The organism is Janthinobacterium lividum, assembly GCF_011601275.1.
Taxonomy (GTDB): Bacteria; Pseudomonadota; Gammaproteobacteria; order Burkholderiales; family Burkholderiaceae_D; genus Janthinobacterium; species Janthinobacterium lividum_E.
The window spans coordinates 1-20,524 of sequence record NZ_JAAOLY010000022.1 but is presented as its reverse complement, the minus strand read 5'-3'; the positions used below and the strand labels follow the sequence as shown (position 1 = coordinate 20,524).

At 61.1% G+C, this 20,524-nt stretch carries 19 protein-coding genes; 6 read left to right on the top strand and 13 right to left on the bottom strand.

Annotated features, from left to right (window positions below; all coding sequences use genetic code 11):
* Window positions 1-146: 146 nt before the first annotated feature.
* From bamC to GYK42_RS25205, 8 genes are all read right to left on the bottom strand, one after another.
* Window positions 147-1,340 carry an outer membrane protein assembly factor BamC gene (bamC, locus tag GYK42_RS25240; protein ID WP_166449728.1) on the bottom strand — a complete coding sequence of 398 codons (1,194 nt, stop codon included), beginning with the start codon at window positions 1,338-1,340 and terminating at the stop codon, window positions 147-149.
* A gap of 81 nt (window positions 1,341-1,421) precedes the next feature.
* Window positions 1,422-2,300, bottom strand: coding sequence for a 4-hydroxy-tetrahydrodipicolinate synthase (dapA, locus tag GYK42_RS25235; RefSeq protein WP_034750679.1), 879 nt, complete (start codon window positions 2,298-2,300; stop codon window positions 1,422-1,424).
* 84 nt (window positions 2,301-2,384) lie between these two features.
* Entirely contained in the window at window positions 2,385-2,957 is a 573-nt protein-coding gene (locus GYK42_RS25230; RefSeq protein ID WP_046685842.1) for a class I SAM-dependent methyltransferase, read from the bottom strand.
* Window positions 2,958-2,999: 42 nt separating this feature from the next.
* Window positions 3,000-3,677 (bottom strand): site-2 protease family protein, encoded by a 678-nt coding sequence (locus GYK42_RS25225; protein ID WP_046685843.1) that lies wholly within the window; start codon window positions 3,675-3,677, stop codon window positions 3,000-3,002.
* Window positions 3,678-3,771: 94 nt separating this feature from the next.
* The gene (locus GYK42_RS25220; RefSeq protein ID WP_166449727.1) at window positions 3,772-4,395 is read right to left on the bottom strand and encodes an L-threonylcarbamoyladenylate synthase; all 624 of its coding nucleotides are present in this window, start codon (window positions 4,393-4,395) and stop codon (window positions 3,772-3,774) included.
* 38 nt (window positions 4,396-4,433) lie between these two features.
* Window positions 4,434-5,318, bottom strand: a complete 885-nt coding sequence (gene htpX, locus GYK42_RS25215; RefSeq protein WP_034750690.1) for a protease HtpX — start codon at window positions 5,316-5,318, stop codon at window positions 4,434-4,436.
* A 93-nt stretch (window positions 5,319-5,411) separates the two neighbouring features.
* Window positions 5,412-6,245 carry a 3',5'-nucleoside bisphosphate phosphatase gene (locus tag GYK42_RS25210; RefSeq protein WP_166449726.1) on the bottom strand — a complete coding sequence of 278 codons (834 nt, stop codon included), beginning with the start codon at window positions 6,243-6,245 and terminating at the stop codon, window positions 5,412-5,414.
* A gap of 90 nt (window positions 6,246-6,335) precedes the next feature.
* The gene (locus GYK42_RS25205) at window positions 6,336-7,211 is read right to left on the bottom strand and encodes an alpha/beta fold hydrolase (protein ID WP_166449725.1); all 876 of its coding nucleotides are present in this window, start codon (window positions 7,209-7,211) and stop codon (window positions 6,336-6,338) included.
* A 207-nt stretch (window positions 7,212-7,418) separates the two neighbouring features.
* Between GYK42_RS25205 and GYK42_RS25200 the strand changes: the two genes are divergently transcribed.
* The 5 genes from GYK42_RS25200 to GYK42_RS25180 all read left to right on the top strand — a co-directional run bounded on the left by GYK42_RS25200 (window position 7,419) and on the right by GYK42_RS25180 (window position 13,051).
* The gene (locus GYK42_RS25200; protein ID WP_166449724.1) at window positions 7,419-7,943 is read left to right on the top strand and encodes a gamma carbonic anhydrase family protein; all 525 of its coding nucleotides are present in this window, start codon (window positions 7,419-7,421) and stop codon (window positions 7,941-7,943) included.
* Window positions 7,944-7,947: 4 nt separating this feature from the next.
* Window positions 7,948-8,928 (top strand): Hsp33 family molecular chaperone HslO, encoded by a 981-nt coding sequence (hslO, locus tag GYK42_RS25195; RefSeq protein WP_166449723.1) that lies wholly within the window; start codon window positions 7,948-7,950, stop codon window positions 8,926-8,928.
* Between the two features lie 153 nt (window positions 8,929-9,081).
* Complete coding sequence (locus tag GYK42_RS25190) at window positions 9,082-11,493, top strand: TonB-dependent receptor (RefSeq protein WP_240943810.1); 2,412 nt, start codon at window positions 9,082-9,084, stop codon at window positions 11,491-11,493.
* Window positions 11,493-12,623: a glycerophosphodiester phosphodiesterase gene (locus GYK42_RS25185; RefSeq protein ID WP_166449722.1), complete on the top strand. Its 1,131-nt coding sequence runs from the start codon at window positions 11,493-11,495 to the stop codon at window positions 12,621-12,623. Before GYK42_RS25190 ends, GYK42_RS25185 begins: the two co-directional genes overlap by 1 nt.
* A 152-nt stretch (window positions 12,624-12,775) precedes the next feature.
* On the top strand, window positions 12,776-13,051 hold the full coding sequence (locus GYK42_RS25180; RefSeq protein WP_166449721.1) for a hypothetical protein: 276 nt from the start codon (window positions 12,776-12,778) through the stop codon (window positions 13,049-13,051).
* Between the two features lie 253 nt (window positions 13,052-13,304).
* On the opposite strand, the gene ftsB is transcribed toward GYK42_RS25180, so the two are convergent.
* The 3 genes from ftsB to GYK42_RS25165 all read right to left on the bottom strand — a co-directional run bounded on the left by ftsB (window position 13,305) and on the right by GYK42_RS25165 (window position 16,767).
* Window positions 13,305-13,628 (bottom strand): cell division protein FtsB, encoded by a 324-nt coding sequence (gene ftsB, locus GYK42_RS25175; protein ID WP_166449720.1) that lies wholly within the window; start codon window positions 13,626-13,628, stop codon window positions 13,305-13,307.
* Between the two features lie 61 nt (window positions 13,629-13,689).
* Window positions 13,690-14,973: a phosphopyruvate hydratase gene (eno, locus tag GYK42_RS25170; RefSeq protein WP_034750709.1), complete on the bottom strand. Its 1,284-nt coding sequence runs from the start codon at window positions 14,971-14,973 to the stop codon at window positions 13,690-13,692.
* A 141-nt stretch (window positions 14,974-15,114) separates the two neighbouring features.
* Window positions 15,115-16,767, bottom strand: a complete 1,653-nt coding sequence (locus GYK42_RS25165) for a CTP synthase (protein ID WP_166449719.1) — start codon at window positions 16,765-16,767, stop codon at window positions 15,115-15,117.
* A 246-nt stretch (window positions 16,768-17,013) separates the two neighbouring features.
* Between GYK42_RS25165 and GYK42_RS25160 the strand changes: the two genes are divergently transcribed.
* On the top strand, window positions 17,014-17,421 hold the full coding sequence (locus GYK42_RS25160) for a PRC-barrel domain-containing protein (RefSeq protein WP_034750714.1): 408 nt from the start codon (window positions 17,014-17,016) through the stop codon (window positions 17,419-17,421).
* A 30-nt stretch (window positions 17,422-17,451) separates the two neighbouring features.
* Here the strand turns inward: GYK42_RS25160 and GYK42_RS25155 are convergent, their stop codons facing one another.
* On the bottom strand, window positions 17,452-19,710 hold the full coding sequence (locus GYK42_RS25155; protein WP_166449718.1) for a TonB-dependent receptor domain-containing protein: 2,259 nt from the start codon (window positions 19,708-19,710) through the stop codon (window positions 17,452-17,454).
* A gap of 32 nt (window positions 19,711-19,742) precedes the next feature.
* Window positions 19,743-20,524, bottom strand: a 782-nt coding sequence (locus tag GYK42_RS25150) for an energy transducer TonB (protein ID WP_166449717.1), incomplete at its 5' end; no start/stop codon positions are given.

Sequence of the window (20,524 nt, the reverse complement as noted above, 5' to 3'; positions counted from 1 at the left end):
GAGAAAGCCGGCCTTAGGGCCGGCTTTTTTGTTGGGCGTCGCAAGCATCTATTGCGTACCCAAAATAAAAAGGCTGTCCCGGTTTGCACCGGGCCAGCCTTTTTTATGATGCGTGGCAGCTTTTGATAGCCACCACTCGGCGAATCTTACTTCAACTGGTCGTTCAGCAGGCCCAGGATCTTCTCTGCCACTGGCGAGACATCAGGCTGGCCTTCGTTGCTGAGGATGCTGACCAGGCTGGTCGAGCCCGTACCGGCCTTGACGAGGACGCGGTAGCGCTGCGCTTCCTTATCCTTGTCGGAAGACGAGCCCCAGCTGAACAGTTTCGAGAAGAAACCATCTTTCTTGACCGCGTCCGGATCGACGTAACGCACGAAATACGTACCTTGCGTGCGGTCGCGGTCTTCCACGGTAAAGCCGACACGGTCCAGCGCCAGGCCAACACGGCGCCAGGCGCGGTCGAAACCTTCATCGACTTCAATGCCGCGCGACGGCGTGGCGGCGTCGCCGACCAGCTTGGCGTGCTGCGGCTGCACGATGGCGGCATCGACAGCCGTCTTCGCTTGCGCATCGTCGCTGGCCGCGCCCAGACGCGTCATCAGCTTGGCCAGGAATTGCGCCTCCAGGCCCGGATCGTTCGGGCGGGCGGTCCAGGTGGTGGTTTCCTTGTCGCGGCCCGTGACCACCTCTTCCACGCCGCGGTGGCTGATGTAGATCTCGGTCGAGCCATCGGCCAGGCGCTCCACGCGGGTGCGGAACTTGTCTTTTTCACCGGTCGAATACAGCGAGTCGAAAGCCTTGCCGATGGTGTTGCGAATAAAGTCTTGCGGCACCTTGGCACGGTTTTCGTTCCACTCGGTTTCCATGATGCCAGCCGTCGGCTGGTCGATGGCGACCGTAAAGCCCGAATCTTCCCAGAACTGCTTGAGTTGCGGCCACAGCACTTCAGGGGACTGCTTGACGACCAGCCAGCGCTGGTTGCCCGCGCGCTCGACCTTCACGCCGCCTGCCGTGACCGGCACGACACCGACCACGCCGTCGGCGCCAACGACGACAGGCGCACCGGCCGTGGCGTTGCGCTGCGCGTTGTAGCCGGAAGCCGTGGCCACGCCGTTTTTCGCATCCGGCAAGGAGTAGCGGTTGTCCTGCTGCAATTGCGTCAGGTCAGGCGGCACGTCCAGGGTGCCGGCTTTCTTGACCGACTTGTAGTCGACCTTGTCGCCGCCGACTACCGAACTGATCATGCCGCAACCCGCGAGGCTGGCTGCGATGGCGCCGATGACGATGCCGCGGACGGCGATGGTGGCAGGCGCCGATTGGTTTTTCTTGCAATTAGTCATGTCGTAACTGGATAAGAAGCTAAGTAGCAGCTGGAATCAGGGAAGGTCCGGACTGGTCGAGTCCGGGCTTGAAGTTCGGCCTTAAGACAGGATACCGGCGTCGCGCAAGGCATCGCGCACGGTGGCATGGCAATTTTCAGCCAGCGGCACCAGTGGCAAGCGTATGCCGGCAGGCATCAGGCCCATTTCGGCCATCGCCCATTTGACGGGCACCGGGTTGGGCTCGACAAACAACTTCTGGTGCAGAGGAAAAACTTTGTTATTGATGGCAATTGCCGTGGCGCGCTCGCCCGCCATGGCCGCGACGCACAGTTCATGCATGGCGCGCGGCGCGACGTTGGCCGTCACGGAAATATTGCCGTGGCCGCCGCAGAACATCAGCGCCATGGCCGTCGGATCGTCGCCCGAGTACACGGCGAAGTCTGCTGGGACCAAACGCAGCAGGTCGATGCCACGGCCGATATTGCCGGTCGCATCTTTCACGCCGACGATATTCGGGATGGCAGACAGGCGCACGATGGTCTCGTTGCTCATGTCGGCAACCGTACGGCCAGGCACGTTGTACAGGATGACAGGGATGTCGACGGCTTCGGCGATGGCCTTGAAGTGCTGGTACATGCCCTCCTGGGTAGGACGGTTGTAGTACGGCACCACTTGCAATACAGCATCGGCGCCCGCTTCTTTCGCATAGCGCGTCAGTTTGATCGCCTCGGCCGTGGAGTTGCCTCCGGCGCCAGCGATGATAGGAATGCGTCCCTTGGCATGTTCGACGGTCAACTGGATCAGTTCGCAGTGTTCTTCCACGCTGACTGTTGCCGATTCGCCCGTTGTGCCAACGATGACGATGCCGTCCGTACCCTCGGCGATATGCCAGTCGATCAGCTTGCGCAGACCTGGAAAGTCCAGACTGCCGTCTGCGTGCATCGGGGTGACGATTGCTACAATGCTGCCCTTGATCATAGTAAGTTTATAGCGCCGATAAATAAAACAACGATTGTAGCGGATAGCCCGCGCCTGTGGTGCATTCTGACATAGTATGGCCGCTCAAAACGTCGGCAGCAGGGCTGCCAACCGTGGAAAATCCGGCCGGACGGCACAAATTCGTTGCACCAGAGCAGCTTTTGGCTGCTCCACGCGCCCATCCTCATACGCTACCACACGCAAGCCCTGCTGCACCGCCCACGTCAGCATTTCGCCTTCCTTCAGCAGGAATTTCGGATTCGACGGCTTGCCGAACTGCTCATTGCCTTCGGCAAACGTCTCGTAAAGCAGCACGCCATCGGGCGCCAGGCTGGCAATCATGGCGTCCAGCAGCGGCCGGTGCAGATAATTCGTGACGACGATGCCGGCAAAACGGCCAGGCGCGAAGGGCCATACGGCGCCCGGCGCTTCCAGGTCCACCAGCGACGTCGTGATGCCCGTGCCGGCCGCCTTTTCCAGCATTTCCGGATCATGGTCGAGCGCGATCACGGGGTGGCCCAGGCTCACCAGGTGGCGCGCATGGCGGCCTGCGCCGCAGGCCAGGTCCAGCACTTCGCCGCCCGGGATCAGGGGCGCCCAGCGGCGCAGCCAGCCGGAAATCGCTTCGGTTTGTAGTATTGGTTCAGTTACTTGCATCGGTACTTCCATCAATTATTTGCGACCATCCGGTTGCTTGTATCAGGTCAACAGGGCCGTCAGGGGCGTGACCACGGTGACAAAAATGCCTATGACAAATTCGATCGCCGCCAACAGGGCGCGGTTCAATACGCCCGTGTACATCAGCAGCACCAGGGCGCCGAACACATACAGGCTGTAGCGCTCGATGCTGGCGTAAGGGCGCGCCAACTGCATCGGCAGCAAGCCCGTCATGATGCGTCCGCCATCGAGGGGTGGCACGGGAATCAGGTTAAAGACGAACATGGCCGCATTCACGCTGACGCCTGCGCCCGCCATCTTGCGGAAAAACATGCCCATTTCCGTCGGCGGCATAACGCTGAGCACGACAAAGGCGATCATCCAGCCCAGGCCCATGACGAAATTGGCGCCAGGCCCGGCAAACGCCACCCAGGCCATCTGCTTCTTCGGATTGCGCAGGCGGCTGAAATCGACGGGCACCGGCTTGGCATAGCCGAACGGCACCTGGATCGTAAAATACAGCATCAAGGGTAGCAAGATCGTGCCGAAAGGATCGATATGCCGGATGGGATTAAGGCTCAGCCTGCCCTCGTTCGAGGCCGTGGGGTCGCCGAAATAGCGGGCCGCGTAGCCGTGCGCCGCCTCATGCAGGGAAATGGCAAACAGCACCGGCACCAGGTACACCGCAATGGTCTGGACTATCGTATTGAAATCGCTCATGACCGCGATTCTACCAGAGGCGTCCCGGCCACTTTCTTATGTTGTCATTAAGAACAGGTGAAGAGCGGCGCCAGGACGTGCGCGCCATCCTCCTCTACAAGCCCAGCACGGCCGGGTCGCCGCGCCCCACGCGCACCACTTCCGGCTCGGCTCCCGTCAGGTCGATCACGGTGCTGGGGCCATGCGCGCAGACGCCGCCATCGATGATCAGGTCGACCAGCTTTTCCAGGCGCTCTCGAATGGTGTCGGCGTCCGTCAGGCTCTCTTCGTCGCCGGGCAGGGTCAAGGTCGCTCCCAGCAGCGGCTGGCCCAGCTCTTCCAGCAGGCATTGCACGATGCGGTGCTGCGGCACGCGCAGGCCGATGGTCTTGCGCGAGGGATGGCTGAGGCGGCGCGGCACCTCCTTCGTCGCTTCGAGGATGAAGGTGTAGGCGCCAGGCGTGGCCGCCTTGAGCAGGCGGAACTGGCGATTGTCCACGCGGGCATACACGCCCAGCTCGCTCAAGTCGCGGCACAGCAAGGTTAAATGGTGCTTTTCATCCACGCCACGGATGCGGCGCAGGCGCTCGACGGCGCCTTTGTCGTCGAGCTGGCATACGAGCGCATAGCAGGAATCCGTGGGCAAGGCCACGACGCCGCCGGACTGGATGATTTGCGCAGCCTGCTTGATCAGGCGCAATTGCGGATTGTCGGGGTGAATCTGGAAAAATTGACTCATGTGTAAGCGTTCTGGCGAACCAGCTTGTTAAGTTAGCATTATTGTACGCCGCGCAGCGCAGCGATGCGTTGTTCGATCGGCGGATGGGTGGCGAACAGCGCGCCCCAGCCGCCATTGCCGCCACTGATGCCCAGCGCCTGCATCGATTGCGGCAGCTCGCCCGGGTGCACGCCGCCCAAGCGGGCAAGCGCGTGCATCATCGGCGTGGGACTGCCCAGCAGCTTGGCCGAACCGGCATCGGCGCGGAATTCGCGCTGGCGCGAGAACCAGGCCACAATGATGGAAGCGAGCAAGCCGAAGATCACTTCGCACACCATCACGGTAACAAAGTAGCCGATGCCCCGTCCGCCACCTTCGCGGTTGTTATTTTTCAGCAGCACATTGTCGACAAAGAAACCCACCACACGCGCCATGAAGACGACGAAGGTATTCACCACGCCCTGGATCAGGGTCAAGGTGACCATGTCGCCATTCGCGACGTGGGCGATTTCATGGCCCAGCACGGCTTCGACTTCATCGCGGTTCATGCTTTGCAGCAAGCCAGTCGAGACAGCCACCAGCGCCGAATTTTTAAAAGCGCCCGTGGCGAACGCATTCGCGTCGCCCTCGTACACGGCCACTTCCGGCATGCCGATGCCGGCCCGCTCGGACAACGCGCGCACGGTATTGACCAGCCACAATTCCGTCGACGACGTCGGATTGTCGATGACGCGCGCGCCCGTGCTCCACTTGGCCATCGGTTTGCTGATCAACAGGGAAAAGATCGATCCCGTAAAGCCGACCACCAGCGAAAACACCAGCAGGCTGCCCAGGTTCAGGGTGCTGCCGCGCGCCGGATTGCCCACGCCCAGCAAACTGAGCACGAGCGACAGCACCAGCATCACAGCCAGGTTGGTTGCGATAAACAAGACGATACGTTTCATGGGCGTTGGCTCCGGAAAAACAAGAATGGCTAAAAGATAAGTGTGCAGCCGCGACTTTTCAAGCCCGCGCGGCAGGCGCAGGCAAGCCGCGCCCTAGAACCAGTCGTGCCAGATCGGGGTCACGTTTAATGGCAGCGGCGGCAACATGGCAAAATCCACGCGCGACTCGCCCGGCGCATGGAAATCCGTGCCGCGCGAAGCGAGGAAGCCGTAGGCGTTGGCCAGTTGCGCATATTCGGGATACTGGTCCGGGCTATGGCTGCCCGTGACGACTTCGATGGCCACGCCGCCCAATTGCTTGAATTCATCGAACAGCACGCCTTGCGCCATGTCGCTGAAACGGTAGCGGCCCGGATGGGCGATGACGGCCACGCCGCCCGCGCCGCGTATCCAGCCCACCGCCTCGGCCAGGGTCGCCCAGCGGTGCTCGACGTAACCCGGCTTGCCTTCCGACAGGTATTTCTTGAACACGTCGGGGATGTTCGCGCATTTTCCCATTTCCACGATGTAGCGGGCGAAGTGCGTGCGCGACATCAGGTCCGGGTTGCCGACGAATTTCAAGGCCCCTTCATAGGCGTCAGGAATGCCGGCCAGGTCCAGCTGGCGGGCAATCTCGCGGCCGCGCGCGTCGCGCCCGGAACGCGTCTGGTGCAAGCCTTGTACCAGGCCCGGATTGTTTTCATCGACTTGCAAGCCCACGATGTGCACGGTTTCACCGGCCCACGTAATGGAAATTTCCACGCCGGCCACGAAGCGCATGCCCAAGTCCAGGGCGGCCGCGCGCGCGGCGGCCACGCCCGACACCTCGTCGTGGTCCGTCAGCGCCCACACGTCGACGCCGGCCTTGCGTGCGTGCGCAGCCACGGCGGCGGGTGACAGCACGCCGTCGGAGATATTCGAATGACAATGCAGGTCGACTTTAAGCATGTGAAAACAATACCCTGCACGGGTTCAGCATGGAAGAAGTTTTCATTGTACGCTGCTTGTCAAATCGCGCTGCGGCGTTCCCGACACACATCAGGCCAAAAAGGCTTCCACGAGACGCGCCAGTGCCGCCGGCTGGTCATGATGCAGCATGTGGCCCGCATCGTGCATCATCTCGCAGCGCACATCCTTGATGCAGGCCAAACGCCGGTCGATCTCGATGCGCGCCTGCTCCTTGGGCCCCATCCATTGCCACATATTCGTATCAATAGCCTCCACCCACAGCACGGGCGCCGTGATGCGGCGCCAGCACGCCATCACTTCTTCCACCTGATACAGGATGGGATTGACCCGCTTGTGCTGCGGGTCGCCCATGATGTCCCACTCGCCGGCCTCGTTCTGCGCCGACCAGTGTTCGGCGAGGAAGGCCGCGCGCTCGTCCGGCAGGCGCGGATTGGTCTTTTGCAGGCGTTCGGCCACGGCCTTTTGCGTGGGATAGCTGCGCATGGCGGGCGGCTCGCGCAATTCATCGAGCCACTTGGCATAGCGGCCCGGCGCCTGCTCCGGCTTGCTTGCCATCATGCCGAAGCCTTCCAGGTTGATGAAGCGGCCGATGCGCTCGGGCCGCACGCCCGCGTACAGGCCGGCCACGTTGGCGCCCATGCTGTGGCCCAGCAGGTTGACGGGAGCGTCCGGCGAATAGTGCAGCAGCATGGCGTCGAGATCGGCCAGGTAGTCGGGGAACCAGTAGGTGTCCGATTGCGTGTAGTCGCTGAGGCCAAAGCCGCGCCAATCGGGCGCGATCACGTGCCAGTCGCCAGCCAGCTCGTCGACGACGAACTGGAACGAGGCGGCCACGTCCATCCAACCGTGCACCATGAACAGGATGGGCGCCCCTTCGCGGCCCCAGTGGCGCACGTGCGTGCGGGCGCCGCGGATGTTGATGAATTCGGAACGGGAAAGTTTCATGGGTTTCATCTCATTGCCTGCCTTGAAAGTAGCGCGGATGGCGCCACATGCTGTGTCTGTAGATATGACGGGCATAAAAGTACGACCGTTCGATAATTATACCGGATTGACGGTCGGCGCTCGGACTTGCCCTGCAACAGCGTAAAATAGCGCAAAACTTCCGCGTCCGGCCGCGCCCGGCGCTTCCACCACCGCCACAGGCTAACGATGACACTCTACCAATTGGGCGCCGATGCGCCGCAGATTGATGCTTCCGCTTTTGTTGCCGACACGGCCAACGTGATCGGCAAGGTGACCCTGGAAGCGAATACGTCCGTATGGTTCGGCGCCACGATTCGCGGCGACAACGAACGCATTACCGTGGGCGCCAACAGCAATGTGCAGGAAGGCGCCGTGCTGCATACGGACCCGGGTTACCCGCTGGACATCGGCCAGAACGTAACCATTGGCCACCAAGCAATGTTGCATGGCTGCACGATCGGCGATGGCGCCCTGATCGGCATCCAGGCCGTGATCCTGAACGGCGCGAAGATCGGCAAAAACTGCCTCGTCGGCGCGGGCGCGCTGGTCACGGAAGGCAAGGAATTTCCCGACAATATGCTGATCATCGGCTCACCGGCGAAAGCCGCGCGGGTCCTGACGGCAGACGATATCACCAGGCTACAAGGCAATGCCGTGAACTATGTGCAACGCGGCCAGCTATTTAATACGCAACTCAAGAAGATTGGATAAAAGAATGACGACTGAAACCACGGGCGCCGTCAGCGCAGCCGCTACCGGCCAGGATACCCTGCAAAAATTTATTTTCGACAACGCCGCCGTGCGCGGCCAGTTCATCGACGTGTCCCACACGTGGCAGGAAGTGGTGTCGCGCCACGCCTACCCGACGGCCGTGAAAAAGGTGCTGGGCGAAATGGTGGCTGCCGCCGCCCTGCTGTCGGCCAACCTGAAATTCAACGGCTCCATCATCATGCAAATCCACGGTGACGGTCCCGTGCGCCTGATGGTGGTCGAGTGCGACTCCGACCTGCGCCTGCGCGCCACGGCCAAGCTCGACCCGGACGCCGCCATCCCCGACGTGGCCACCGTGCCGCAACTGCTCAACGCCACGGGCAAGGGCCGTTTCATCATCACCCTTGACCCGGCCGACAAGGTGCCAGGCCAGCAACCGTACCAGGGCATCGTGCCGCTGGACGGCGACGACATGGCCACCGTGATCGAAAACTACATGTTGCGTTCGGAACAGCTCGACACGCGTCTGTGGCTGGCCACGGACGACACCGTTTCGCGCGGCCTGCTGCTGCAAAAACTGCCGCACCATGGCGGCAAGGCCGAGGCGACGCCCGTGTCGGAAGAAGATGCGCTCGACACGTGGAACCGCGCCGTGATGCTGGCCTCGACCCTGAAAGAGGCGGAAATCCTGTCGACGGACATCGACACCCTGATGCAGCGCTTGTTCTGGGAAGAAACGATCCGCGTCTTCGACCCGCTGCACCCGAGCTTCCATTGCAGCTGCACGCGCGAAAAAGTGGGCAATATGCTCAAGATGCTGGGCGAGGAAGAAGTCAACAGCACCCTGGAAGAAGTGGGACAGGTGGGCGTGAACTGCGATTTCTGTGGCCAGCACTACGAGTTCGACAAGGTCGATTGCGCGCAGCTGTTCATCACGGATGCGCCAGCCGAAGTGCTCATCCCGCCAGCTGCAAGCATCAACTGATTATTACAGTTTCGCCATAATCTCTCCGCGCCGCCTCTCGGGCGGCGCCTTTGTTTCTGCTGTCATCTTCCCGTCATCAGTTCGTCATCAGCCCGTCACGCGCCGCCGTTACGCTGCGCAGCTTGTATTACCCACACTACTTTCCACAGGCTGATGATGACCACCCACTTGACGCTGGCCCTGCGCCGCCATTCCTTCCATGTTTTGCTGGGCGCCTGCGCCGCAGGCTTGAGTTTGCCTGCCCTGGCGCAAACGGCCGTGGCCGCCGCCGTGGCCTCGGCCGCCACCGAAATGGCCGCGTCCGCCACTGCCGCCGATGACGGCGCACCGATGGCCACCGTAGAGATTTCCTCGCGCAAGACGCGCTCCTCGGTCGCCCTGAGCAAGAATGAAATCCAGAAAATCCTGCCCGGCACGAATCCCCTGAAAGCCCTGCAAACCTTGCCAGGCGTCAGCTTCCAGACGGCCGATCCATGGGGCAACAACGAGCAAAACCTGTCGCTGTTCGTGCATGGCTTTTCTGGCCAGCAACTGGGCTACACCATGGATGGCGTGCCGCTGGGCGACCAGCAGTACGGCAACTACAACGGCCTGTCGCCGCAGCGTGCCGTCATCAGCGAAAACGTGCGCAGCGTCGTGCTGTCGTCGGGCGCGGGCGATTTGGCCACGGCCTCGACCAGCAACCTGGGCGGCACCATCGAAACCTATTCCAGCGACCCGCTGGCCACGCAGGGCGCCAGCCTGCAGCAAACCGTGGGCAGCCACCGCACCTCGCGCACGTTCGCCCGCTACGACACGGGCGCCTTCGGCGACGGCAGCAGCGCCTATTTTTCCATCCTGCACCACGAAGCGCGCGCCTGGGACTTCGATGCGCGCCAGGGCGGCGACCAGTTCAACGCCAAGTACGTCAACCGCAGCGACGCGGGCAAGCTGACCCTGCTCTTCAATTACTCGGACAAGATCGAACCGAACGAAGACAGCACCGTGCACGTGGCCGGCGAAACGAGCGCGCCCTACACGCGCCCCTTCCTGTACCCGGACTTCAAGGCTGCCCTCAATTATTTGTCGCCAACGGGTGCGACGCCGGCCGCGGACGGCAACAATTACCGCAATTACTACAGCGATGCGCAGCGCACCGATTACCTGGCCTACGCCAAGTTCGACGCCAACTTGTCCGAAGGCATGACCTGGTCGAACCAGGTGTATTACCACAAGGATGACGGCGCGGGCGTGGTGGCCGGCCCCATCGGCGTGGCCGGCTTGCCGGGCCTGTTCAGCGTGTACTACCCGAAACAGAACCTGAAGGAAGTCTTCGGCAACTCGGGCTACGCCGTGCGCACGACGGAATACGACATCAAGCGGGGCGGCTTCATTTCCACCTTGCGCAAGGAAATCGGCGAGCATCAGCTGGAAGCGGGCCTGTGGCTGGAACAAAACCGCTCGTCCGCCTACCGCCGCTGGTATGCGCTCGATGTCAACAACCCGACGTCGCCGTATGACCGCCCCAGCAATCCTTTGATCACGCAATACGGCAGCGAGATCGACAACAAGGTGGTGCAGTTGCATTTGCAGGATGAATGGCGTATCCGCCCCGATATTGCCTTGCAGGCTGGCTTCAAGTCCAGCTTGCAGTTTGCCGATGGCCAATTCCCCGTGCAGCCGGCCAAGGGCGCCATCGCCGGCGGTTCGACGGCCTTGCCGGTCGGCACCATTAACACGAAAAAATGGTTCCTGCCGCAAGTGGGCGCGCGCTGGGACTTCACGCCGCAAGACCAGCTGTACTTCAATATCCAGAAAAACATGCGCCAGTTCGTCACCTATGGCGGTGGCGGAGCCTCGCCATGGAGCTTGTCAAGCCAGGCCGCTTTTGATTTGTTCAAGCGCGACGCCAAGCCGGAAACGGCCCTCACCTATGAAGTGGGCGTGCGCGGCAGCCATCCATTGAACCTGGGCGCCATCACGGCCATCGATGGGCAAGTCAACGTCTACCACGTCGACTTCAGCAACCGCTTGCTGCAGATCAGCCCGACCCCCGTGATTTCCTCGATCATCGGCGGCAACCCCGTGCTGGCCAACGTGGGCAGCGTGCGCACGGACGGCATCGATATTGCCGGCACCGTTCACTTCGGCAACAATTTCTCGTTCTACAATGCACTGTCGTACAACCGTTCGCAATACGCGGACAATTACAACAATGGCGCCGCGCTGGTGCTCACAGCCGGCAAGAACGTGCCCGGTTCGCCGGAGTGGCTGAACAAGTTTGTTGCCTCGGCAACGTTTGGCGATATCGAAGTACAGCTGACGGGAGATTACGTGGGCAAGCGCTACGCGACCTACACCAACGATTTGTCCGTGCCCAGCTATTTCCTGATGGGCCTGGGCGTATCGGGCAAGCTGCCGGCCATGGCCAGCTGGCTGAAAAACCCGCGCTGGCGCCTGAACGTCAGCAACCTGACCAACCGCGAAGGCTCGCTGAACGTGGTGGTGGGCGCGGCCGACAAGACGTACAACACCTTCCCGATCGCCCCGCGCCAGGGCTTCCTCACCTTGACGACGGACTTCTGATGCGTACTCCAATCTTGCCGCAACGGCATTTTTCGCGCCGCAGCTTCGTCCGGGCGGCCGCCGGCGGCCTGGCGCTGGCCGCCGCGCCCGGCTTTGCGGCCGGCCTGCTGGCTGCGCCACCCGCCCGCCCGCTCGTGTTCGCCCACCGGGGCGCCAGCGCCCTGCGTCCCGAGCATACCTTGGCGTCGTACGCCAAGGCCATCCTCGACGGCGCCGACTACGTGGAGCCGGACCTGGTCGCCACGCGCGACGGCATCCTTGTGGCCCGCCACGAAAGCAACCTGATCGACACTACCGACGTGGCGCGCCGTTCTGAATTTTCCAGCCGGCGCGGCAAGAAGATGGTCGACGGCGAATGGCACGAAGGCTGGTTCGTCGATGACTTTACGCTGGCGGAATTGAAAACCCTGCGCGCCATCGAACGGCTGCCGAAAGTACGTACCGGCAACACCTTGTACGATGGACAATTCCAGATTCCCACGTGGGAAGAAATCATCGATTTTGTTGCAGCGCAATCGGCCGCCAGCGGCCGCATCATCGGCCTCGTGCCCGAGCTGAAAAGCTCGACCTACTTCCGCGATGCGGGCCTGGCGCTGGAAGACCGTTTCCTGTCGACCATGCTGGCGCACGAATACACGCGCCGCGCGCCGATCGAAATCCAGTCCTTCGAAGTGGCGAATTTAAAATACTTGCGCGAGAAGCTGGGACGGCGCGCCAACGTGCGCCTGATGCAGCTGGTGGTGGGCGGCGATATCCGCCCGATGGACGTGGCCAAGGCCGGCGGCAAGCTGACGTTCGGACAGATGACGACGCCGGCAGGCCTGCGCGACATCGCCGCCTACGCGGACGTGGTGGCGCCGCCAACGCGCGGCGTTATCCCGCTGGGCGCCGACCAGCGCCTGGCCAAGCCCACTGCCATCGTCGACGATGCGCACCAGGCGGGCTTGCTGCTGCACACGTGGACCTTCCGTCCGGAAAACCGTTTCCTGGCGGCCGACTTCCGCAATGGCAATGGTGAAAACGCGCGCAACGAAGCGGGATCCGTCGCGGAAATGCGGCGCTATATCGAGACGGGACTGGACGGTTTTTTCAGCGACGATCCGGGTCTGGGGCGTATCGCCGCCGGATAAACATTTCGTAACAAATTCTTTTTCAGGGCGTGGCCGGCGGCTACGCCCTTATTATTCGTTTCTTGAATTTCTGAAATTGGAATTTGGAATTAGACATATATCGCCAACTCCACTATTGTGCAATGCAACAACAGACCACTCATGGAGGGCATATGTCCACTTTTACCAACACCTACAGCAACGACAACTATTTCAGCAACCTGGGCCGCGCCACGCGCGCCTTCCTGGGCGCCCTGCTCGCTTCCAAGCCGTACAGCGAACTGGCCCAGAAGGAAGTCATCGCCACCGCGACGACCAGCACCGACGACGAGCGCTATGTGCGCCCAAGCAAGCGCGATTTCGCCCTGCTGAACTCGGAAGCGAACCGCTACGAAAAACTGATGCCTAACCTCGCAGCCGAGTTGCGCTTTCTGGCCTCGCGCGGCTAAAAAGTCACGACTAATTTAAAAGGAAATTTTATGATGTTTCTCGAAACCGCACTGATCGCCGTAGCCATCGTCGTTACCGGCATCCATTTCTACCTGATCTCGACCGGCAAGGCCCGTTTCTGATCAGCAAGCAGCAAGGCAGTCGTGTATAGCAGTAGAAAGTAATAAGTAACAGGTAGTAATCAAGCAGTGATATGTCAGCCTGGCAATCGGTCCAGGCTGGCAAGCGGGAAGTAACAGGCAGTCAGCGTACTCAGTGCGGCGCAGCGGCGTCCACCGGCGTTTCCAGCAGTGGCGGGGTTTGTCCCTTGCGCACGATCTGCACGAAAATCTCATTCTGTTTGACCATGCCCAGCTCATAGCGGGCACGCTCCTCGACGGCGCCCGTACCATCTTTCAGGTCGCGCACTTCGGATTCGAGCTTGGCGTTTCGCGCCTTCAATTCCACATTCTTTTTATTGGCCACCGCCACTTGGGCTTCCATGTCGGCAACGCGCAGCCAGCCGCCTTTACCCAGCCAGAGGGGAAATTGGATCAGCAGCAGCAAGGCTGTCAGGGCGAGCGTAATCAGGCGCATGGGGTAGTCGGTTAACAAACCGGCCGGATATCTCCGGCCGGCCAGTGGGTTTTACATCAGCTTACTTCAGATTATAGAACGCATCGCGGCCAGGGTAGCTGGCGATGTCGCCCAGGTCTTCCTCGATACGCAGCAGCTGATTGTATTTGGCCATGCGGTCCGAGCGCGACATCGAGCCGGTCTTGATCTGCAGGGCGTTCGTGGCAACGGCGATATCGGCGATGGTCGAATCTTCCGTTTCGCCCGAGCGGTGCGAAATGACGGCCGTGTAACCGGCGCGCTTGGCCATTTCGATGGCGGCGAACGTTTCCGTCAGGGTACCGATCTGGTTGATCTTGATCAGGATCGAGTTGGCGATGCCTTTCGAGATGCCTTCTTTCAGGATCTTGGTGTTGGTGACATACAGGTCGTCGCCGACCAGTTGCACTTTCTTGCCCAGTTCCGCCGTCAGGATCGCCCAGCCGTCCCAGTCGCCTTCATGCATCGCGTCTTCGATCGAGATGATCGGGTACTTGTCGCACCAGGTCGCCAGCAGGTTGGTGAACTCGGTGGCGGTCAGGCTCAGGCCTTCGCCTTCCATTTCGTACTTGCCGTTCTTGTAGAACTCGGACGCGGCGCAATCGAGGCCGATGGCGATCTGCGTGCCTGGCTCGTAGCCGGCTTCTTCGATGGCCTGGATGATCAGCTTGATGGCTTCTTCATGGTTGGCCAGGGATGGCGCGAAACCGCCTTCGTCGCCCACGTTGGTGTTCAGGCCCTTCTTGTGCAGGATCTTCTTCAGCGTGTGGAATACTTCCGCGCCGTAGCGGACGGCTTCCTTGAACGACGGAGCGCCCACGGGAATGATCATGAATTCCTGGATGTCCAGGTTGTTGTCGGCGTGCGCACCGCCGTTGATGACGTTCATCATCGGCACTGGCATCTGCATGGCGCCCGAACCGCCGAAATAGCGGTACAGCGGCAAGCCCGCTTCTTCAGCGGCAGCCTTGGCGACAGCCATCGAGACGGCCAGGATGGCGTTGGCGCCCAGGCGCGATTTGTTTTCCGTGCCGTCCAGGTCGATCAGGGTACGGTCCAGGAAAGCCTGTTCATTGGCGTCCAGGCCCATGATGGCTTCGGAGATTTCGGTATTGATGTTTTCGCATGCTTGCAGCACGCCCTTGCCGAAGTAGCGCTTGGCGTCGCCATCGCGCAATTCCACGGCTTCGCGCGAACCGGTCGAGGCACCCGACGGTACGGCCGCACGGCCCATCACGCCCGATTCCAGCAACACATCGCATTCGACGGTCGGGTTACCGCGCGAGTCCAGGATTTCGCGACCGATAATATCAACAATAGCACTCATGTCATTCTCCAAAGTTAAGCGTAACAGGGGCTGCACACTGCGTTCTGATGCGCAATTGCACAAAGGGGGCAAAGAAACTCCCGGCGGTAACCATCTGGCCGGGAGCTGTCTTACGGGTAATACTGTCGCGATCGACCTGCGTTATTGCGCAGCGGCGTTGGCTTCTTTGTGCGCCAGCGCTGCCTTGATGAACGAGGTAAACAACGGATGGCCGGTGCGTGGCGTCGACTTGAACTCAGGATGGTATTGCACGCCCATATACCATGGGTGGGCATTCTCACCCGTGCGTGGCAATTCCATGATTTCGCACAAATCTTCGCTCGGCGTACGGGCCGAAACGGTCAGGCCAGCCGCTTCGACACGGGCCAGGTAGTGATTATTGGCTTCGTAGCGATGACGGTGACGCTCGGTCACCACGCTGCCGTAGATCTCGGCGGCGAGGGTGCCCGGATTGACGGCGCAGGTCTGCGCGCCCAGGCGCATGGTACCGCCCAGGTCCGAGTTTTCATCGCGCAACTCGACTTTACCATCGTGGTTTTGCCACTCATTGATCAGTGCAACGACAGGTTGATCCGTATCAAGGTCGAACTCGGTCGAATTCGCGTTCGGCATGCCTGCCATGTTGCGCGCGTATTCGATCAGGGCCACTTGCATGCCCAGGCAGATGCCCAGGTAAGGGATCTTGTTTTCACGGGCGAACTGGGCCGCCTTGATCTTGCCTTCCACGCCGCGCTTGCCGAAGCCGCCCGGTACCAGGATGGCGTCGTACTTGGCCAGGTTGTCGCAACCGGTCGTTTCGATTTCTTCCGAATCGATGTACTCGATGTTGACGCGGCTTTCCGTGTGGATGCCGGCGTGGCGCAGCGCTTCGATCAGCGACTTGTACGACTCGGTCAGCTCGACATACTTGCCGACCATGCCGACAGTCACTTCCGCCTTCGGGTGTTCCATCGTGTAGATCAGCTTGCTCCAGATCGACAGGTCGGCCGGTGCGGGATCGAGATCCAGCGCGTCGCAGATGATCTTGTCGAGGCCCTGGTCGTGCAGCATTTGCGGCACTTTGTAGATGGTGTCGACGTCCCACACGGAAATGACGGCGTCTTCCTCGATGTTCGAGAACAGCGAGATTTTCGCGCGTTCGTCTTCCGGGATGGCGCGGTCGGCGCGGCACAGCAAGGCGTTTGGCAAGATGCCGATTTCGCGCAGCTTTTGCACCGAGTGCTGGGTCGGCTTGGTCTTCAGTTCACCGGCCGAGGCGATGTAAGGCACCAGGGTCAGGTGGACGAAGGCCGTGTTCTTGCGGCCGGCGCGCAGGCTCAGTTGACGTGCCGCTTCCAGGAATGGCAAGGATTCGATATCGCCGACAGTGCCGCCGATTTCGCACAGGGCCACGTCGTAGCCTTCGGCGCCACGGCGGATGTAATCCTGGATTTCATTGGTGATATGCGGAATCACCTGCACGGTCTTGCCCAGATATTCGCCCCGGCGTTCCTTGCGGATCACCGATTCATAGATCTGGCCGGTGGTGAAGTTATTCACCTTTTTCATGCGGGTGGAGATGAAGCGCTCGTAGTGACCGAGGTCGAGGTCGGTTTCGGCCCCGTCATCGGTGACGAATACTTCACCGTGCTGCATAGGGCTCATCGTGCCAGGATCGACGTTGATATACGGGTCGAGCTTGAGCATGGTGACTTTAAGGCCGCGCGATTCGAGGATCGCGGCGAGGGAGGCGGCGGCAATCCCTTTTCCAAGGGAAGACACAACGCCACCAGTGACGAAGACAAATTTGGTCATTGCAGATGGTGCCGAACGGCACGTGCGGGAAATTGAAATTATACACTAAAGCCCGCCTGCGTCGCCCCCCGCGCGCGGAAATTTGCGGCAAATACCGACTATCCGTCGCCCTCCTGCTGCCTACGCACAACAAAATTGCAAGCTGGCAATAATTGAAATATTTCCAATTCCATACTTTGTGTGGGCGAGCGAACAGACCCTGCCGCACCCTGGCGGCAGACTGGCATTTTCAACAGGAGGTCCATCATGAGCTACGAAGAACGCGACGCCTACGGCATGTATGTCAACCGCGGCCACAAAGGCCCCGGCCCGGAACTGATGGGTGCCGACACCCTGATCGGCGACCATGTGCACAACGCCAAGGATGAACATCTGGGCGAAATCAAGGAAATCATGATCGACATGCGCAGCGGCAAAATCGCCTACGCCGTCATGTCGCACGGCGGTGTGTTTACCATCGGCGAAAAGCTGTTCGCCGTGCCGTGGGAAGCACTGCTGCTCGACACCGTCAACAAGCGCTTCACCCTCAACGTCGACAAGGAGCGCATCGAAAACGCGCCCGGCTTCGACACGGATAACTGGCCGAACATGGCGGACCAAGCCTGGGCGACGTCGATCCACAGCTATTATGGAACGACGCCACGCGAGTACTAATTAAGCCATAGCGCAGGGCTGGGGTCTACCTTAAAACCGGTACTCCAGCCCTGCCACATACGTCCTCCCCCGCGCCGTACTCATCGGCGTATTGTCGTTCGACTGCGACGGCATCGAGTTCAGCCGGTTCAGCGCTTCCGAGTAATTCTTGTCCATGGCGTTTTGCACGGACAGGCGCAGGAACAGGTTTTTCGTCACCTGCCAGCTCGCGTACAAATCGATCACGGCCGGGATCTTCGGATTGTCTGCCTTGAGTACTTCGCCCGTCGCCTCATCGGCTTCATTGTCCGGCGACAGGCGGCGGTTCGATCCCGTGTGCTTGATGATGGCGCCGACTTCCATTTTATTGTCCAGCAGGCGTGTGCCCACGTCGAGGTTGTAGTAGGTGCTGGGCAACTCGCTGATGTCCGAGGCGCCAAACCACGCGCTGGCGATCGAGGTGGGCTGACTGGTCTTTTCACGCGTGTACGACAGCCGCGCAAAGGCCGGGCCCAGCTGATACTGGGCTTCCAGTTCCCAGCCGCGCGTGCGCACGGGCGTGGCCGAGTTGATGTAGATATACATGTTCGTCACATATTCATCGACCGTCTCCCAGTCCGTGGCGATCACTTCCGACATATTGCACTTGCGCCCGTTATCGCAGACGAGGAAGGATTGGCTGGTGATATAGCCGTCGATCTTGCTCTTGAAATACAGGGCCTTGAAGTTCAGCGCATCGTTGGCGCTCAGCAAACCGTGCAGGCTGGAATTGAAGCCCAGCTGATAGGTCGTCGCTTTCTCGCCCTTCAAAAACGGATTCATCGACGCCCCGCCATCGTTCGAGAAAAACACTTCCTGCGGATTCGGCCCGCGCATGGTGCGCTCGGCGCTGGCAAACGGCTGGAACCATGGCGTCACCTGTGCGGAAACGAGCAGCGAAGGATTGATGCCGTGTTCCTTCAGCGCGATATTTGCCTCCCCTTGCGGAAAACATTTCACGCGTTCGTCGCAGGCCGGCTTGTAGCCCGTCAGTTCGAAACGCGTGGCGTTCAGGCCCGCGTTGATCTGATAGATACCGCGGTTGTATTGCAGGCCCGCATACAGGCTGTCGATCTTTTGCTTGCCGGCCGGACCAAAGGTATTGTTTTCAATCGATTGCCGGTTCGCGTCCGGATTGTCGGGATCGTCGACGAGGCTTTCCACGTGCTTGCTGTATTGATTGCGCATCAGCTTGCCGCCCAAGGTCAGCAGCGCATCGCCGCCCGCCAGCCTGAAGCTGCTGGTGTTGTTGATGTCAACCGCGTCGGCGCGGTTGACCGTGCTCGTGTTGACGAAATTGATCAATGCTTCCGGCATGTATTTCTGCTTGCCGCGGCTGCTGCTGGCAACCACGTTGAGGTCGATCAATTCCGAAAACGGCGTGTAGTGATATTTCACATAGTAATCATCGCTCCGGATATCGCGGCGCGTAAACGTATTGCGGTAATCGCGCGCCGACAGTTCCAGCGCATGAAAGTCGCTCAGTGCGAGGTCCAGCTTGAGCAGTTGCGACTTGGGCTTTTGTTGATAAAAACGGTTGTAGCCGAAGCCGAATTGCTCGCTGTCCGTGCCCTTGCCGTTCTTGTAATTGTTGCCGATCACGCTGGCGCTCGTGGCGGCCATGAAACCGACGCTGCCGCCATCGAAGGCGGGGTTTTTCATGCCCACGGCCAGCATGGCGCTGCGCCCCACGCCGTTATTGCCGGCGGACATTTTCGTGCGCGCACCCACCTTGTCGCCCGTCAACACCACGTCATCGACTCCGATGGTGCGGAAGTTGGCGCTGCCGCCCAGCGCATTGACGCCGTCGCCGCCAACGACATTACCGCGCGACACGTCCACGCCGATGATGAAATTCGGGTCGATCAGGGCGCCGAACTGGCTGCTGGGCACGCTACCATGCGCCACTTCCGACGGTGCGCTACCATAGTAATTTTGCGTCACGCCATCGACCATGGTGTTGACCCGGCCAAAGCCGGACAGGCCGCGGATATTCACGCTGACAGCCCCCTGCGCTGGATCGATCTGGGTAAACGTGCCCGGCATGCCGCGCAGTATCTGGTCCACGGATTGCAAGCGCGTATCGGCGCCGCGCGCACTGACGGCGCCCGGTTTTTCCAGCGCCTGCTGTTCTACGGGTACCGTTTCACCCGAGACATTCAGCGGCGAAAACACGACCTTGCCACTTTCTTGTGCCTGTTGCGCCCATGCCTGCTGCGCGAGCAAGGCCATGCAGATGCCCACGGCCTGCGTCATTGTCTTGATATGCATACACCCTCGATTTCTTATGTGATTGAAAAAATTCAGCTGGCGCCGTGGCCGCTCCCGGCGTCGAGCTTGAACGACACGGGCAAGGTCACCGTCACCGTGCCCTGGCGCAGGACGTTGTCGGGCGGCGCCGGCAGCGGTTGCGCGCGCTCAAGCACTTGCAGCGCTTCGCGGTCGAGCAGCACCGTGCCCGATGAAGTGACCAGCTCGCTGGCCAGCAGCTTGCCGTCGCGGTCCACCTGGAAGCGCACCCAGGCGGCGCCAGCCCGCTTGCGCTGGCGCGCATCGCCCGGATAGCGCTTGAAGTGCGCCAGGTGACCCAGCACGCGGCTTTGCCAACTGGCCGGCGCGGCATTGTTCGACGGCGTATCGCTATCGAATGGCGCCGCCTGTGAACCGCGCACGGCGGCGGGAGCCGGCGTGGCGCTGCTGCTCGCTTGCGCGGGCATGGATTCTTCCTTGGCGGCATCCTTGCCAGGATCTGTTGACGGGCTGGGCGTTGTCTTTTCCTTTTTTTCCGCAACGACAATCCCCGGCGCAGCGGCACGCGCCAGCACGGGCGTCGCTTCTTCCCGGACTGCACTCTTTGGCGGCCGGGCGGCACTGGACGCTGCCGACTGGCGCGCCCCTGCCGTTGCCGCTTGCCGTGTTTCCGGCGACATCGCTTGCGCGGCAAATACCACCATCACGCCGGCGGGCGGCTGCGTGGGAGCGACGGTGACTGACCGCCAGCCGACCCACAGCAGCAGCGCCAGCGCCGTGGCCGCCACCAGCGACGTGGCAATGCCCCAGTTCAATATCGGACGCGGATTCACCC